At 53.0% G+C, this 16,748-nt stretch carries 12 protein-coding genes; 11 read left to right on the top strand and 1 reads right to left on the bottom strand.

The window, feature by feature from the left end:
• The first annotated feature begins 23 nt into the window (after nt 1-23).
• From VSQ30_RS18510 to VSQ30_RS18475, 8 genes are all read left to right on the top strand, one after another.
• On the top strand, nt 24-329 hold the full coding sequence (locus VSQ30_RS18510) for a hypothetical protein (RefSeq protein ID WP_334466336.1): 306 nt from the start codon (nt 24-26) through the stop codon (nt 327-329).
• A gap of 18 nt (nt 330-347) precedes the next feature.
• Entirely contained in the window at nt 348-689 is a 342-nt protein-coding gene (locus tag VSQ30_RS18505; RefSeq protein ID WP_334466333.1) for a hypothetical protein, read from the top strand.
• A 28-nt stretch (nt 690-717) separates the two neighbouring features.
• Nucleotides 718-1,239, top strand: coding sequence for a hypothetical protein (locus VSQ30_RS18500; protein WP_334466330.1), 522 nt, complete (start codon nt 718-720; stop codon nt 1,237-1,239).
• A gap of 44 nt (nt 1,240-1,283) precedes the next feature.
• On the top strand, nt 1,284-2,276 hold the full coding sequence (locus VSQ30_RS18495) for a hypothetical protein (protein ID WP_334466327.1): 993 nt from the start codon (nt 1,284-1,286) through the stop codon (nt 2,274-2,276).
• Between the two features lie 94 nt (nt 2,277-2,370).
• Nucleotides 2,371-2,736, top strand: a complete 366-nt coding sequence (locus VSQ30_RS18490) for a hypothetical protein (RefSeq protein ID WP_334466324.1) — start codon at nt 2,371-2,373, stop codon at nt 2,734-2,736.
• Between the two features lie 82 nt (nt 2,737-2,818).
• Nucleotides 2,819-3,058 (top strand): hypothetical protein, encoded by a 240-nt coding sequence (locus tag VSQ30_RS18485; RefSeq protein WP_334466321.1) that lies wholly within the window; start codon nt 2,819-2,821, stop codon nt 3,056-3,058.
• A gap of 14 nt (nt 3,059-3,072) precedes the next feature.
• Nucleotides 3,073-4,398, top strand: a complete 1,326-nt coding sequence (locus VSQ30_RS18480; RefSeq protein WP_334466318.1) for an MBL fold metallo-hydrolase — start codon at nt 3,073-3,075, stop codon at nt 4,396-4,398.
• A gap of 31 nt (nt 4,399-4,429) precedes the next feature.
• Nucleotides 4,430-6,115, top strand: a complete 1,686-nt coding sequence (locus VSQ30_RS18475) for a DUF262 domain-containing protein (protein WP_334466317.1) — start codon at nt 4,430-4,432, stop codon at nt 6,113-6,115.
• A 178-nt stretch (nt 6,116-6,293) separates the two neighbouring features.
• Here VSQ30_RS18475 and VSQ30_RS18470 read toward each other — a convergent pair whose 3' ends face one another.
• A complete protein-coding gene (locus tag VSQ30_RS18470; protein WP_334466315.1) occupies nt 6,294-6,641 on the bottom strand; it encodes a helix-turn-helix domain-containing protein in 348 nt (115 codons plus the stop codon).
• A gap of 209 nt (nt 6,642-6,850) precedes the next feature.
• Between VSQ30_RS18470 and VSQ30_RS18465 the strand changes: the two genes are divergently transcribed.
• Genes VSQ30_RS18465 through VSQ30_RS18455 form a run of 3 tightly spaced genes read left to right on the top strand, consistent with a single transcriptional unit; the run spans nt 6,851 to nt 16,633 of the window.
• Nucleotides 6,851-10,363, top strand: a complete 3,513-nt coding sequence (locus VSQ30_RS18465; RefSeq protein ID WP_334466314.1) for a helicase-related protein — start codon at nt 6,851-6,853, stop codon at nt 10,361-10,363.
• 5 nt (nt 10,364-10,368) lie between these two features.
• The gene (locus VSQ30_RS18460) at nt 10,369-13,230 is read left to right on the top strand and encodes a DUF1156 domain-containing protein (protein WP_334466312.1); all 2,862 of its coding nucleotides are present in this window, start codon (nt 10,369-10,371) and stop codon (nt 13,228-13,230) included.
• Nucleotides 13,220-16,633: a DUF499 family protein gene (locus VSQ30_RS18455; RefSeq protein ID WP_334466310.1), complete on the top strand. Its 3,414-nt coding sequence runs from the start codon at nt 13,220-13,222 to the stop codon at nt 16,631-16,633. The genes VSQ30_RS18460 and VSQ30_RS18455 overlap by 11 nt, the downstream gene beginning before the upstream one ends.
• The last annotated feature ends 115 nt before the right edge of the window (nt 16,634-16,748 follow it).

Here is a 16,748-nt window from a genome sequence, read left to right as displayed (position 1 = left end):
CCAATATGCCAGGAGGCAAACAAATGGTTGACATTAAGGTCTATGTGGGGGCCAAGGCAAAATTCAATGCCGATGGCGTGATGATCCCCACCAGCGTTATTTGGGAAGACGGTCACGAATACATCATCGACAAGGTGACGGACGTTCGGCAGGCCGCGGCTATGAGGGCCGGGGGCCAGGGCGACAGGTACACCATCTGGGTCAACGGTCGCCAGAGCTACCTGTTTTTCGAGCGCAGTACGGCCTTGACCGGGAACAACATCGGTCGGTGGTTCGTAGAGCGAAGGGAGCGCATCAACCAAGGCCACGTCAGAGGACGGCTGGCCTAAAACATAGGAGGCACGAATATGGCAATCGATAAAGCAACTGTAGGTGGTAAGGATACTGCGGGCTTCAGCGAGGAGTATGAGAGGGGGTATGCCGCTGGTCGGATTTCCGCGCAGCCCCAATGGATCAGTGTGGAGGAGCGGCTCCCAGAAGCGGAGGGCGATTACTTTACTCTCTCTGAGTTGCAGTGCGATACCCCTGCGGCCCCGAAGGGAGCCATCGCTATAGACGAGGACGAATGCTGGAAAGATGGTCATTGGGAGCAGGATGATGAATTCTGGAAGGTCCTCTATTGGGCAAAACCGATGAGGTTTGATGTTCCAGAACACTTGGCAGAGCGTCCTCGGCTTGGATATTTATAATGATGTGACCATACAACGGAGGTAACTCGTGAGAATCAAATGTCCCAGGTGCGGCAGCACCAACACATCCCCACTTCGGGGCGGGGAGCGGTTTCGCTGTAATGACTGCGGAAGGTCGATCGCTTCACTGCCACGGTTCAACACGAAGTCGGGGGTGGCGGACTACCGGGAGGCCGTGAACGAGGTGCATTTTACGGTCGGCGGTTATGATACGGGGTACCCAGAGGTGTGGATGAGAAAGACTGCACAGGGTATTGAGCTTTCCGTTCGCCCCGGTCATGCCCAGGCAGATTGCTTTCTGCAAAGGGAAATGAGTGCGGACGAGTGGGTGGCGGTCGTGGACACCCTTTTCTGCAAGCTGTATCTCCATGAATGGAAAAAGCGGTTCATCGACCCGGACATTATGGATGGGGAACAGTGGGACCTTGTCCTGGAGCTGGAAGGGGGCCGGAGACGCACCTACAGTGGGAGTAATGCCTACCCTCCATATTGGGAGCAGTTGAGGGCTGTGTTCCAGCCGTTCTTCGATGAGGCTGGAATTACGTTCTAACAAAGCATAGGGCCGGATCATCGGATGGAGGATTGAATGGGCTTATGAAAATTGAGATGGGTGAGTCTTTGATTTATTCCTGGCTACGCCATGTGAAACATTGCCAAGTGGTGCAGACAAACTGGAAATGCTCCCCTCAGTGGCCTCTTGAGTATGAAGAAGAACTTCAAGAAATCTTATCAACGATTATCGGAGGGTTTCAGCAATACACCCCATTCAAGAAGAACACCAAGCTGGCCCAGGTGATTCGGCAAGGTGAATGCGATCTGTTGGGTCTGCGAATGGAAGAAGGAAAAGTGAAGGTCATTGCGGTTGATGTTGCCTTCCATGAGAAGGGCTTGAATTATGGGAGCCGTACCGAGACCGTAGGGAAAATTATTGAAAAGAGTATCCGCACCGCCCTTTGCATCTATGGCTATTTGAATGTAAGCGAAGCGCAGGTGCTCTTTGCGTCTCCCAAGGTCGGAGCGACCCTTGCGGGAGAGTTAGAATATGCACTTTCACTTGCAAATGCGGCGCTACAGTTTTTCGGTTTACACTTTGATTTTCAACTCATGGCGAATGATGACTTCAACAATGAGATTTTGCAGCCAGTCCTCGATTTGAGCGATGATGTTGCTGATACCTCGGAACTGTTTCTCCGAAGTTATCAGTTGACAAAGCTGTTCAAAAGCACTGACGGTGGCCAGAGAGAAAAAATACCTGTCGCCTCCACAATCGAAGCGACAGGTAAGAAAACTCAGGTGAAGATTGGTACTATGGCAAAGACTACCCTGCGCCACCTGTTGGAAAGCGGAGCCGCAACGCCAGAGGAGGTGGTTGCGCTCCAAACACTGGAAGGAAGTCGAGCCGCCTTTAACCTCGGATTCCCGTTACTTGTTCCTATAGATTCGGGCTATGCAAGAACGCGGTATTATGCGGAGCATTTAGTCATACGAGGACAGGAGTATGTGATGACCTCTCAATGGTATGAGTCGATGCGGAGCAAGCTCCAAGCCTGGATCGACTCGCATTCACCAGAGGGTCAGGGAGAATGACAATTATAGGCGGATAGCTTGAAGAACGAAAGAAGTATGCACGTCAATCACTCCGAATTATTGTGGCCGTCCTGAACCCTTTCCAGGAAAGGGCTTGTCCGCATCGATCACAGTAGGCTTGGTATTCGCGCTCCATTGTAATCCCGCAGCGAGGGCAGATGGGAAAGGTAGTATCACCAGTCCAGAAGTGGTGGAGCCGAACCGCATTGACCCGCATTGGAATTCGATATTCAATTTGCTCTTGGTGCCATTTCTGCATGACCGTGTTTACCAGCAACTCGTCCGGGGACGCATGGAAGCCGTAGCAGAAGTGTTCGAGCATAATTACCGAAGGGCAAGTTTTCTTTTGAATGATTCGCCCAAAATGGCTTGGAGAGCAAGAGCAGAGATGCGCCGCACGCTCAAAACTAAGGTTTTCAATTTCGCAGATGCGTTGGAGAGAACAGGAAAGGCTTTCTAAAAACATCTTGTAGACCCGCTTTCTTTCTATAAAATGTCTTTAGCTGCGTGAATAGTTAATTTTGAATGTGGGAGGGATGACCGTGAGCGGTGGAATCTTTGGTAGCCTGTTTGATTTCAATGGTGACGGCGAATTAGATGCCTTCGAGCAGGGTATGGAGTTTATGGCGCTCCAAGAAATGATAGGTGGTATCTCGGATGATGAAATGGATGAACTGGCGGCTGTGGGACTTTCCTACAACGATCTTCTGCTTATGGATGAGGATGAGCGCCGTGAGGTTTTGGAGGACGTTGGCCTTGACCCCGATGACTATATCTTTTGAGGGAGTGAGTCTGTATGAATAGGAGCATTGGTAAGGGCATCACAAAGCGGCTGTTCCTATTACTGACGGTCATTCTGACCTTTACGCTGTTTGCCACGGGGTGCGGTGATTCAAATAGCCCGCCCCCAGATGACTTGTCATCTATATCGAGCAACGTCAACACACCATCCCCTGCGGTTCCCTCTGCTTCTGACAGTGACGGTGAAACTGAGCCAGCCTCCAGCACAAATACAGAGGCTGACCCAGGTGAAACTCCTGCTCAATCAGAAGCACCATCATCGGTGCCAACAGAAGTCGCCGAAGGATCGTCTTTTGAAATTCATTACATAGATGTGGGCCAGGCGGATGCAGCTTTGGTTCTCTGTGACGGGCAGGCCATGTTGATCGATGGCGGGAACGCAGAGGACTCTAACCTGATCTATGCGTATTTGAAAAAGCTGTCTCTTGATCATTTGCAGTACATAGTATGCACACACGCGCATGAGGACCACGTTGGTGGCTTGGCGGGTGCGCTTAACTACGCCACAGTGGATGTGGCGTTTTCGCCTGTTACGAGCTATGATTCTCGGGCGTTTGGAAACTTTGTAACCTACTTGGATAAGCAGGGTGTGTCCATAACCATACCCAAGGCGGGTGATTCCTTTTCCCTGGGCAGTGCCACGGTAAGTATCCTTGGCCCCATCAACAGCTCGGATGATCCGAATAACACCTCTATTGTTTTGCGAATTGTATACGGCGACACCTCCTTCCTCTTTACCGGGGACGCAGAGCGCGAAGAAGAACAAGACATCCTAAATGCCGGATACACCCTTGACAGCACCGTTTTGAAAGTGGGCCACCACGGGAGCGAAACCTCCACCTCCTATGTGTTCTTGCGTGAGATCATGCCAGAATATGCAGTTATCTCCGTGGGAACCGGGAATAGCTACGGCCACCCAACGGATGCCGTTCTGAGCCGCCTCCGCGATGCTGATGTCAAGGTATACCGAACAGATTTGCAAGGAGATGTGATCTGCACCAGCGATGGCAAGACGGTCTCGTTTTCAGTGGCTCGGAATGCCGATGCAGACACTCTGGCCTCGGTTGGGCCGAACAGCACCCAGAGCGGTGGTAATACCGGGACCACGCAGCCGGAGCAGACGGTTACTCCCAGCCAGGAGGAGCCCACGAATGCCCCCGTTGGCACTGATTACATCCTCAATACCAACACTCACAAATTCCATTATCCCGGCTGTTCAAGCGTAAAACAAATGGCAGAAAAAAACAAGCAGAGTTTCACTGGCACCCGCGATGAAGTCATCGCAATGGGCTATGACCCATGTGGACGGTGCCATCCATAGAGAGGCAATAATTTAGACGGAGGTCGAGTCAATGAGTACAAAAATAAAGGGTGCAGAATATCCCCTCGCAAAAATCTTCAGTTCCGATTTTGACTATGAAATCCCCTCATTCCAACGGCCCTACGCTTGGACTGAGGAGGAGGCCGGGGCACTGTTTGATGATCTGTACGACTTCTTCAAAACCGAGGATGCCGAAGAACAGTATTTCCTCGGCAGCGTTGTGTTGGTTAAAGAGGAGGACAAGCCCCATTCCGAAGTGATAGATGGACAGCAACGCCTCACGACCCTCACCATACTGCTGTCCGCTATAACATCAAAGCTGACTGGCGATGCCAGAGATGATTTTAAGAGCTACATCATCGAGCCTGGGCGCGCTGCCTCTCAGGGATTGTCTTCCAAACCGAGACTGTGCATCCGCAAGCGGGATAATGACTTCTTTAAAAAGTACATTCAAAAGATGGATTTCGATGGCCTCCTTGCCCTTGATGCAGATGCGCAAGATACCGAGGCAAAGAAAAACATCGTTCTTAATGCGCGGTTGTTGTTGAGCCGAATTGAAGCGGAATTACACTCTTCCGATGAAATCATTCAGTTTGGAGCATTTTTGATTCAGAGATGTTTCCTTGTAGCAGTGACAACACCAACACGCCAAGCTGCATTCCGTATCTTCTCGGTCATGAACAGCCGTGGAATGAGCCTTTTGGCTACCGACATTATCAAGGCTGATGTGATTGGAGCGATTCCAGAAAGCCTCCATGCGGAATATAATGACAAATGGGAGGAGATGGAGGTCGAGGTCGGGCGAACTGGCTTTAATGACCTGTTTGGTCATATCCGTACCATTAAGACAAAGATCAAGGCGAAGAAATCCCTCCAGGATGAGTTTTATTCTCTGGTGCTTCCGAACATCAACAAGTCAACGGCAATCGACTTCATAGAAAACACACTCAGCCCCTTCACGGAGGCATACCGAGTCATCAGAGGCAGCGAGTACGTTTCTACCAGCGGGGCCGACCGGGTCAACGATATTCTGCATTGGCTGAACAGGATTGATAACTCCGATTGGGTGCCGGTCGCCATGCTATTCTACTCCCTCCATAAAGATGACCCCACGCTGATGGACCGATTCTTGCGGCGGCTGGAGCGACTGGCGGCATTTATGCGGGCGACCTCATGGGACGTGACCCATCGTATCGAGCGGTATTGCAACGTGCTTTCGGAGATTGAAGGCGGCGGAGAAGATTTCGGACAGGCCATTGAGCTGACGCAAGAGGAGAAGGGTGAATTCTTGGCGACCCTTAATTCCGATATGTATAAGATGGTTTCGAACAAGCGCAATTACTTGATCTTGCGGCTCGACTCCTTCGTGTCCGATGGGGCCGCTGCGTACAATTCCAAGGTGTTGACCATAGAACACGTTCTGCCCCAGACCGTGGCGGCTGGGAGCGGCTGGGAGGCCATGTGGCCTGACGTTGACGAGCGCACCTTTTGGCTACACAAGATTGGTAACTTACTGCCTCTGAGCAAGCGGCACAATTCCCAAGCCCAGAATTATGAGTTTGATGTGAAGAAGGAGAAATATTTCAAGGGCAAGGCCGGGACGACCTCGTATGCGCTGGCCTCGCAGGTTTTGAGCTACAGCCAGTGGACCCCCGCCATCGTGAAGACCCGGCAAGATGAGCTGATTGACATTTACAAGAAGAATTGGGACCTCTAAGTGAGGACTGAGGTGATACAAGGAAAGGGCTGGGCCAGGATGCCGTACAAGACTTCGCATTTAGCGCGCCACCGCCCGATTTGCCATTTAGCCCGGAAGCTATTCCTCTTTGGTACGAGATTAGCTAACGAGATAGGTTCGGGGTGAACGAGCGTCTACCCCGCCTCCAGCGAATCTTTCACTTCCCTGACCCTCCACTGCTCTCCATTTCTTGGCGGATCATTAGTTCCATCATTTGAAGGATACGTTTTTGAGCAGCAGGTGGTAGATTGGATAGGTCCTTGAAAATGCGTGATTTTTGGAAATCGGTTGGCTGGTCAAGTACATCGCAAAAAATGGCGTCTGCGGAAACACCCAGACCATTGATAATAGCAATTAAGTTCTCACATCTGGGGAACGACGCGCCTCTCTCTACGGTGGAGATATAGTTGCTGGCCATCCCAATCTTCTCTGCGAACTGCTCTTGGGTCAATCCAATGTTCTCACGGCATTCCTTGATCCGCCTACCTATGCGCTTATCAATCATGGTCACCAGCCCTTTACTATATCGTTTCGATTTAGTATAATGGCATACGGCACAGTGATACAGATACGCTAATGTGTAGACTGTGGATTAGCGATATAGAAAAAAGCGCAGAAAGTTCCAATTGAGGGTATTCTTTTGAAGATCAAAAATGATGTTGCAGTGATGGGTCGTTTGGGCATAATACGCGGGCTGGAAATGGAGTGGGAAAGATGGCAAGCCTTGAGAATTTGACTGTTGGAGCAAGTGTATCGGGAATCGCCGGTAGCAGTACGATTGTTCAGATTGTAGCAGTGAAATGGCATGGCTCTAACGCCATGACCGTTACATACAGAAATCCAAATGGTAGCGTTGAGGAACGGGTCCTGTTTCGAGAAGATGAGGGTGCGTTATCGGTTGCAGATGGCAGTCTCCCATGGAGTTTCGATGCGGACGCCAATCTGCTGCGTCTTACTTCCGAGGCATATAGGATCAACCTCGCTCACATTTTTGACCCATATCTTGCCGTACATACTTCAGCGGTAGAACCGTTGCCGCATCAAATTTCCGCCGTGTACCAGGAGATGCTACCTCGTCTCCCTCTACGCTATATCTTGGCGGATGACCCCGGCGCAGGTAAAACCATCATGACTGGCCTGTTTATTAAAGAGTTGATGATACGCGGTGCGCTGAAACGGTGCCTGATCGTATCACCTGGAAACTTGGCAGAGCAGTGGCAGGATGAGCTTTTCCGCAAATTCGGTCTGCGCTTTGATATTCTGACCAACGACAATTTTGAGTCGGCGGTATCCGGCAATGTATTCTTGGAAAGGAATCTGTGCATAGTCCGGCTGGATAAGCTGGCCCGGAACGAGGACATCCAGGCAAAGTTGAAGATTTCATCCTGGGACTTGATCGTCTGCGATGAGGCCCACAAAATGTCCGCCACTGTATGGGGCGGCGAAGTGAGGTACACCAAACGGTTTCAAGTTGGACGCCTGCTGTCATCCATAACCAACCACTTCCTGCTCCTGACTGCTACACCGCACAATGGCAAGGAGGAGGACTTCCAGCTTTTCATGTCTCTGATTGATCAGGACCGTTTTGAGGGAGTAGCCCGTAGCGGAACACAGGCGGTCGATGTTACAGACGTGATGCGCCGCCTTGTTAAAGAGGACCTTCTTAAATTCGATGGCACACCACTGTTTCCAGAGCGGAGGGCCTACACGGTCAACTATGACCTGTCCAACCGTGAGGCTGCTCTATATAACGCTGTGACGGATTATGTCCAGGAAGAGTTTAACCGGGCGGACAACCTGGAGAAAGAGCGCAAAAACACGGTGGGCTTTGCACTGACCATTTTGCAACGGCGCTTGGCCTCATCGCCGGAGGCTATTTACCAATCGCTGAAGCGGCGCAGAGAGCGGCTGGAAGGCCGACTTGCCGAAGAACGGCTTGGTCGCCGAGGTGCGGAGTATTCTTCCGTATATTACGATGACTTTGACGATGACGATCTGCCCTCGGCTGAGTTAGAGGACGAGGAGGAGAAGGTCGTTGACCAAGCCACCGCAGCACGAACGATTACGGAGTTGGAGGCCGAAATCACCACTCTGAAAAGATTAGAGCGCATGGCGAACGATGTGCGTCAAAGCGGCGAGGATCGAAAATGGAGCGAGTTGTCCAAGTTGCTCCAGGATGATGGGAGTATGTTCGGAGCCGAGGGTGAGCGGGAAAAGCTGATCATCTTTACCGAACACAGAGATACCCTCCGCTACCTCCAGAGCAAAATCTCATCCCTCCTGGGCAGTGAGGATGCTGTTGTCACTATCCACGGCGGTCTGCTCCGGGATGAACGGCGCAAGGTGGAAGAACGGTTCAAGCAGGACAAGGAGGTGCGTATCCTCATTGCCACAGATGCCGCAGGCGAAGGTATCAACCTACAGCGGGCGCACTTGATGGTCAACTATGACCTGCCCTGGAATCCCAATCGGCTGGAGCAGCGTTTCGGGCGGATTCATCGTATCGGCCAGACCGAGGTATGCCATCTGTGGAATCTGGTGTCAAAGGAAACCCGCGAGGGTATGGTGTATGGTCGTTTGTTGGAAAAGCTGGAGCAAGAGCGAGAGGCTCTGAAGGGGAAGGTATTTGATGTTCTCGGCAAACTGTCCTTTGACAACAAATCGCTCCGGGAGCTGCTGATTGAGGCTGTTCGCTACAACAACCAGGAGGATGTGCGGCAACGCCTCTTTGAGGTGGTGGATCATTCCCTGGATCGGGATGCTCTAAAACAACTTCTGGATGAGCAGGCTCTCACGCCGGACGCTATGGATGTCCACCAAGTCATGACCATCCGCGAGGACATGGAGCGTATGGAGGCACAGCGGCTTCAGCCGCACTTTATTGAATCCTTTTTCCTTGAGGCATTCCAAAGAGTTGGTGGCAGGGTGCGCCAAAGGGAACGGGGCCGCTATGAGGTTCTCTCGGTTCCGTTTGCCGTCCGAAATCGGGATATGCAGATTGGTACGGGGACGCCAGTGCTTGACCGTTATGAACGTATCTGTTTTGACAGAGCTTTTTGCAATGTGCAGGGCAAGCCCCAGGCCGACTTGATTGCTCCGGGACATCCTCTCCTGGAAGCCACAATAGACCTTGTACGGGAGCGCAACTCAGATGTGCTAAAGTGCGGCGCGGTATTTGTAGATGACAACGATTTTGACACTGAGGCCAGGCTCCTATTCTACATAGAGGATTCGGTTCAGGACGGAATCGTTCTCCCCAGCGGGGGTAGACGGGTCATTTCTAAGAACATTCACTTTGTGGAGCTGAAAGAAGGTGGTGCTGCTATCAACGCTGGCTGTGCGCCCTACTTAGATTATCGTGCAGCGACAGATGAGGAAAAGCCGGTAATCCGTTCCTTCTTGGAGAGCCAGCGGTGGCTTACAGTAAACGTGGAGGACACCGCCACCAACTATGCCATTTCAGAGATTGTCCCAGCTCATGTATCCGAGGTGCGTCAGCGTACCGCGAAACGGGTGGACAAAACTGCCAGAGCCGTTAAAGAACGTCTGACCGCTGAAATTCAGTATTGGGACTTCCGGGCCGGAGAGCTGAAGACGAAGGAAGCGGCTGGCAAAGTCAACGCCAAGCTGAATTCGGACATGGCCTCCCGCCGCGCCGACGATCTCCAGGCCCGAATGCAGAAACGGCTGGCCGAATTGGAGCAGGAGAAGCACATCTCCGCTCTACCGCCAGTGATTGTAGGCGGTGCGGTGGTCATCCCGCGTGGCCTATTGGACAAGCTGATGGGCCGTCCGGCCCTGTTCGGTGCGGATGCAGCGGCGCGGCGCAAGATTGAGCTTGCTGCCATGAAAGCGGTCATGGGCATAGAAACATCCCTCGGCTTTGCTCCTGTTGATGTGAGTGCGCTGAACAAGGGGTATGACATTGAGTCGAAAATCCCTGCCGAACTTCGGGATGAGGACGGAACCACGCTCCGCTTCATCGAGGTCAAAGGACGGGTCAAAGGCGCGACCAGCGTGACTGTTACCAGGAACGAGATACTCACAGCACTGAATGGTCAGGAGCATGACCAATTTATATTGGCAATCGTGGAGGTGGACGGTGACAGCACACACACGCTCTACCTCAAGCAGCCCTTTCACAAGCAGCCGGATTTCGCCGCCACCAGTGTAAATTACGACATTACAGAATTGGTGAGCGGGGCGACTATCATATTAGAGAGGTGATGAGGATGGTGAAGAAACTGATCGAAGTGGCTCTCCCCTTGGAGGCCATCAACAAGGAGTCGGCCCGTGAGAAATCCATCCGCCACGGCCACCCCTCCACCCTCCATCTGTGGTGGGCGCGGCGTCCGCTGGCGGCAGCGCGGGCGGTGATTTGGGCCAGCCTGGTGGATGACCCCTCCAGCCACCCGGAGCAGTTTCCCACCGAGGATGAGCAGACCACCGAGCGGGAGCGGCTGTTTCGCATCCTCGAACAGTTGGTGGTATGGGAGAACTCCAATAACCCGGAGGTACTGGATCGGGCCAAGGCCGAGATCATGAAGTCAACAGGCGGCAATCCGCCTGCCTTGTTGGACCCCTTCGCTGGGGGTGGAGCCATCCCGCTGGAGGCCCAACGGCTGGGGCTGGAGGCCCACGCCCACGACCTGAACCCGGTGGCGGTGATGATCAACAAGGCCATGATTGAGATACCGCCCAAATTCGCCGGACAGCCTCCGATTCATCCGGGGAAATTGAGCCTTGACGATGGTCGCGGCAGGCGCGGCGCGGCAGGACTGGCAGAGGATGTACGCTACTACGGGGAGTGGATGAAACAGGAGGCGTTCAAACGTATCGGACATTTGTATCCGAAAGTAAAGGATGAAAAGGGGAAGGAATATACCGTCATTGCTTGGATTTGGGCGCGGACAGTGGTATCTCCTGACCCAATGGCAAAGGGAGCCTATGTGCCGCTGGTGTCCTCGCTGATGCTGTCAACGAAAAAGGGAAATAAAGCCTGGGTGGATATCGTGGAGGATGCAAGCGCCAAAGACGGCTGGCGGTTTGAGGTCAAAATGGGTGAGATTCCCGCCGCTGAGGAGACCGCAAAAAAGAACGGCACGAAGGCAGGAAAGGCAAAGGATTTTATCTGCTGTCTCACGCAGTCACCCATTCAGCGCAGCTATGTCCAAGAACAGGGCAAGGCAGACAAGCTCTCCAAGCGGCTCATGGCTGTGGTGGCCCAAGGGCAGAATGGAAGGGTCTATCTCTCCCCTTCGCAGGAACATGAGACACTTGCTTTATCATTGGATGACGCGCCGGAAGTGCAGGAGGCGCGGGAAACCTTTTTAAGTGGAAGTACGCCCACCCGCGCCATGATAACGGGCGGCGTTTGTTCCGCCTATGGATTGAGAACGTGGGGGCATCTATTCACTGGCCGTCAGCTTACGGCCCTTATCACATTTAGCGATTTCATTTCTGAAACTAAAAACAAGGTTATTACGGATGGTGGGTCAGTTGAATACGCAAATGCCGTATGTACTTATCTTAGTTTCACCATTTCAAAAATGGCGGACAGAGGTTCATCTGTTTGTAGCTGGGATGTTTCCAGAGACGGTTTGCGTAATACTTTCGGTCGTCAAGCAATCCCTATGACATGGGACTTTGCGGAGTCCAACCCGTTTTGTAGTGCTTCCGGCAGCTTTGACAATATGCTGGAATGGGTTTACAAGTGCCTTCTTGAGTTGCCAGCGGGGGAGCTTGGCGAAGCCTCACAATTTGACGCACAAAGCGACTGCGGTTTGCAGGAGATCGTTGTGTCAACAGACCCGCCGTACTATGACAATATCAGTTATGCGATTTTGTCTGACTACTTTTATATCTGGATGCGGCAATCGCTGAAAAATGTCTATCCTGATTTATTCCGAACTATGCTTGTACCCAAGGCGGAGGAACTGATTGCCGCGCCCCACCGCTTTGAGGGTAATGTTGACCGTGCGAGAGATTTCTTTGAAAATGGTATGCTGGAAACCTGCAAGCGTATTTTTCGATACTCGCGTGAAGATGTGCCGGTGACAATATACTATGCCTATAAGCAAAGTGAAACGAGTGACGATCAGACAACATCTTCCGGTTGGGAGACTATGCTTTCAGCAATCATTCAAGCCGGTTTTGCTATCACTGGAACTTGGCCCATGCGGACGGAAATGGCAAACCGTTCTATTGCCAGCGGCACCAACGCCCTGGCCTCCTCCATCGTCCTGGTGTGCCGGAAGCGCCCCACGGACGCCCCCATGTGTACCCGCCGGGACTTCATCAACACTCTGAAGCGGGAGCTGAAGCCCGCTCTGCAAAAACTCCAGGCCAGCAATATCGCCCCGGTGGATTTGGCACAGTCTGCCATCGGCCCTGGCATGGGGGTCTACTCCCGCTACTCCACGGTCCTGGAGGCAGACGGCACCCCCATGAGCGTCCGCTCGGCCCTACAGATCATCAACCAGGAGCTGGACCTCTATTTCAACGAGCAGGACGGCGAGCTGGACAAGGAGAGCCGCTTCTGTGTGGAGCTGTATACACAGTGTGCGTTCAATGACATCAAATTCGGCGAGGCGGACGTGCTGGCGCGGGCAAAGAACACCAGCGTGGACAAACTGCGCTCAGACGGAATGCTGTATTCGGAAAAGGGAGTCGTGCGCCTGCTAACCCGCGAGGAGCTTCCGACATCCGTGGATAAGAACAAGGGCATTTGGCTCCTGACCCAGCAACTCACCCACGCAATGGAAAAAGAAGGCATAGAGGGAGCGGCTAACATCGTGAAGGAATTCTTCACATCTGAGCCGGAGAGGGCAAAGGCTCTGGCGTACCGCCTGTTTACGCTGGCCGAGCGCAGGGGGTGGGCGAATGAGGCGTTTGCATATAACTCGCTCATTGTTGCCTGGCCGGACGTGCAGAGCAGAGCGGCTGATTTGTCGGCGGCTTGGAACAATGCAGAACAGATGGAGATAACGGTTCCACCAGTACAAGTCGGTGTTCGTGTTGTTGGAATTGTAGAAAGCATAACCACAACTGTACTGCCCAAATTAGATGATCCGGAGGGTAACAATGGAGAATAATCATGTACTGATTTCACAAGGTTTTCGTGTTCTGCTGGAGTCGATGGCTCCCTATTTGGCGCGGGAGCTGGGGAACGAATATGGCGATGACTGGTGGGAGGATGGTGTAATCAGCGTCCTCTATGATGACCAGAAGAGGGACCTGCCGCTGACCGGGAATTGGCCTGAGTTGGTGGATTCTCTGGATATTGCCCGCTGCCTTTTGTTGTTTGACCTTCATTGGCAAAGGGTATTTCGGAAGAAACTACCCATTGACTGCCGCACCTGGGCCAAGGAACTGGTGGGAGTGCGGAACAAGCTGGCTCATTTGGGGGGAAACGACTTCTCAGATGATGACACTTGGAGGGCGCTCGATACCATGTCGCGTGTCTGTGACCAGCTTGACTCGGAGGGGGCGGAGGAAATCCGCAAGCTGATCCGCTCCTTCCGCTACGGCAGCGAGAGTGGCTCCACCTCAGTAACCGAGGCCCCTGCCGCCGTTCCTCCCCCGGCAAAGAAAAACTCCGGCATTCTGGATGCCACTCCCGTCAAAGGTCTCCCTTGCTGGCGGGATGTCATCCAGCCCCACCCGGACGTGGCCCAGGGGCGGTATAAGAATGCGGAGTTTGCTGCCGACCTCGCACAAGTCGCACGTGGAGAGGGTGCCTACGAATACCGGGACCCGGTAGAGTTTTTTGCACGCACCTATGTGACCGAGGGCATGACCGGCCTTTTGGAGCAGGCCCTCCGCCGTGTATCCGGCAAGGACGGAGAGCCGGTCATCCAGTTAAAGACAGCGTTTGGCGGCGGAAAAACCCACAGTATGCTGGCACTCTACCATATGCTTCGGGGTAGGACGCCTATCGGTAAAATCCAGAACATCATGCCCGTCTTAGAGAGAGCTGAAGTGGACTCCATTCCCAAGACCAACGTTGCCGTCCTGGTAGGCACAGCTCTTGACCCCACGAAAACGAAACGGCCTCAGAATTTCCCCGGTATCACAATCAGCACACTGTGGGGAGAAATGGCGGCGCAGCTTGCGGAGTCAGCGGGCGACCCTAAACTCTATGACTATGTGAAGGAGGCAGATAAAAAGGGAGTTTCCCCTGGCTCCGAGGCATTGAAGAATCTGTTTGACGCCTGCGGTCCCTGTTTGGTGCTGATGGACGAGCTGGTGGCCTACGCCAAGAAACTGTACGGCGCTAATGGTCTGCCTGCCGGAACCTTTGATAATTTTATTTCCTTCATCCAAGAGGTCACGGAGGCAGCGCGGGCCAGCCAGAATAGTCTGGTAGTGGCTTCCATCCCGGAATCCGATATTGAAATCGGCGGAGACGCAGGACAGACCGCACTGGAGGCCATTGAGCATACCTTTGGTCGCATGGAGTCCATCTGGAAACCAGTAGCGGCGAATGAGGGCTTTGAAGTTGTGCGCCGGAGACTCTTCCTGGATTGCAAAGACCCAGAAGCCCGCGATGCAGTCTGCTCTCGGTTCAGCCAAATGTACCACGAGAACCAGGGTGACTTCCCAACGGAGGCTCGTGAGGTAGAGTACCGAGAGCGTATGATATCCTGCTATCCGATTCACCCGGAGGTCTTTGATCGGTTGTACGAGGATTGGGGCACTCTGGAGCGGTTCCAGCGAACCCGTGGAGTCCTGCGTTTGATGGCTGCTGTCATCCATGAATTGTGGATGGGCAGCGATGCCGGACTTCTGATCATGCCTGGGTCGATTCCATTAGATGTACCAACGGTGCGTGATGAACTGACCCGCCATCTGTCCGAGGGCTGGAATGCGCTCGTTGACCGAGAGGTGGATGGCCGGAATTCTATCCCCTATCAGAAGGACCAGGCCAACCAGCGGTATGGTGGCAAACTGGCCTCGCGGCGTGTGGCAAGGACCGTTATGTTGGGGTCCGCTCCCACTGTGCGTGACCAGAATGTTCGTGGCATTGAAGCCTCCCGCATTCGCTTGGGTGTGGTTCAGCCTGGGGAGAACATCTCCGTTTTCAATGATGCGCTGAACACGCTGACCACCTCTCTGGCGTACCTTTACACCAACCCTTCTGGAGACCGTTTCTGGTATGACACGCGGCCCACCCTTCGCAAAACAGTGGAGGACCGGGCCACCCAAGTTGCTGCCTCTGATGTGGAATACGAGATTGAGTCCCGGCTGCGGAGCGTGAAAAAAGAACAGCCCTTTACGGGAATTCACGTCTGTCCGTCCTCCTCACTTGACGTGCCGGATGACCAAACGGCCCGCCTCGTCATTTTGCGCCCCACTGATGTGTATAGGGCCTCCAATCAGAGCAATGCTGCGATGACTGCGGTGACGGACATTCTGAATAACCGTGGCACTACGCCTCGAATCTACCGCAACATGGTTGCATTTATCGCACCAGAGCAGGATTTGATGTTTTCGCTCCAACAAACAGTCCGCCGTTATCTCGCATGGAAGTCTATCAAGGAGGACAGCGAGGACCTCAACCTGGACGCTGCTCAGAACAGGGAAACAGATAACAATTTGAATCGCTTCAATAGGGCTGTCGATGACCAAATCAAGGAGGCATACTGCTGGTTGCTCATCCCCTACATTGACAAGGCGACAGACCTAAAAACTATTGTCTGGGACACAATTCGCATCAGTGGTGGCACTGAAACGATTATTGGTCGGGCCGCAAACAAAATGCGCCAGAACGAGCAGATCATTACGAGATGGGCTCCGGCGCTGCTGAAGATGGAGCTGGATGGTGTTCTGTGGAGCGCATCTGACCATATCGCAATCAAAACGCTGTGGGACTACCTCTGTACATACTGCTACCTGCCTCGGCTGGCTGATATGAATGTGCTGATAGATGCAATCCGCAACGGCCTCACTTCCACTGAATACTTTGCCTATGCTGCTGGGTACGATGGCACACGGTATCTCGACTTGCGTGTTGGGCAGACCGTTGGGATGATAGAACCTTCTGCCTATCTCGTGAAGATTTCAGCCGCCCAACGGCAGCTTGATGAAGACGAAGCAAGACGAAGGGCAACAGAGGAAGAGGCGAGGGCGAGAGCCGAGCAACGGGGCATTCAGACTGATAACACAAACTCCTCGGTCGTATCGCATGAGGTATCTCGCGGAACAGCGATAACGACCCATTCACCTGGTCCGGTTGAGGCTCCCCCTGTGCCTGCCCAGCCAAAGAACAAGCGGTTTTATATGAGTGCTTCTCTGGATACCACTCGCATTGGACGTGATGTTCAGCGGCTTGTCGAAGAAATCATTACCCACCTGACATCTGCGGAAGGAACCCAGGTGGAGGTTTCCCTTGAGGTTAATGTTCAAGCCCCAGATGGGCTTTCACAGCAAATAGTCCGTACCGTTTCGGAGAATTGCCGGACGCTCCATGTGGATGACTTCGGCTTTGAGGAATAGCTGAGGAGCCAGATCAGCATATAGCATTTGTAGGCAGAAAAAAGTATCTTGGTCCGTGAGGCTTCATTCCATCATGGGCCAAGATACTTTTGCCAAAATGTATGGGGTACATACC

The organism is Acutalibacter sp. JLR.KK004, assembly GCF_036941085.1.
In the GTDB taxonomy this organism is placed as follows: domain Bacteria; phylum Bacillota; class Clostridia; order Oscillospirales; family Acutalibacteraceae; genus Acutalibacter.
Note: the sequence above shows the minus strand (reverse complement) of the source record. Positions and strands in the feature narration are given on the sequence as shown.

Excerpts from the sequence above, each read along its gene's own strand:
- VSQ30_RS18455 (WP_334466310.1), top strand. The coding sequence starts at position 13,220 with ATGGAGAATAATCATGTACTGATTTCACAAGGTTTTCGTGTTCTGCTG.
- VSQ30_RS18505 (WP_334466333.1), top strand. The coding sequence starts at position 348 with ATGGCAATCGATAAAGCAACTGTAGGTGGTAAGGATACTGCGGGCTTC.
- VSQ30_RS18475 (WP_334466317.1), top strand. The coding sequence starts at position 4,430 with ATGAGTACAAAAATAAAGGGTGCAGAATATCCCCTCGCAAAAATCTTC.
- VSQ30_RS18495 (WP_334466327.1), top strand. The coding sequence starts at position 1,284 with ATGAAAATTGAGATGGGTGAGTCTTTGATTTATTCCTGGCTACGCCAT.
- VSQ30_RS18460 (WP_334466312.1), top strand. The coding sequence starts at position 10,369 with ATGGTGAAGAAACTGATCGAAGTGGCTCTCCCCTTGGAGGCCATCAAC.
- VSQ30_RS18480 (WP_334466318.1), top strand. The coding sequence starts at position 3,073 with ATGAATAGGAGCATTGGTAAGGGCATCACAAAGCGGCTGTTCCTATTA.
- VSQ30_RS18510 (WP_334466336.1), top strand. The coding sequence starts at position 24 with ATGGTTGACATTAAGGTCTATGTGGGGGCCAAGGCAAAATTCAATGCC.
- VSQ30_RS18465 (WP_334466314.1), top strand. The coding sequence starts at position 6,851 with ATGGCAAGCCTTGAGAATTTGACTGTTGGAGCAAGTGTATCGGGAATC.
- VSQ30_RS18470 (WP_334466315.1), bottom strand. The coding sequence starts at position 6,641 with ATGATTGATAAGCGCATAGGTAGGCGGATCAAGGAATGCCGTGAGAAC.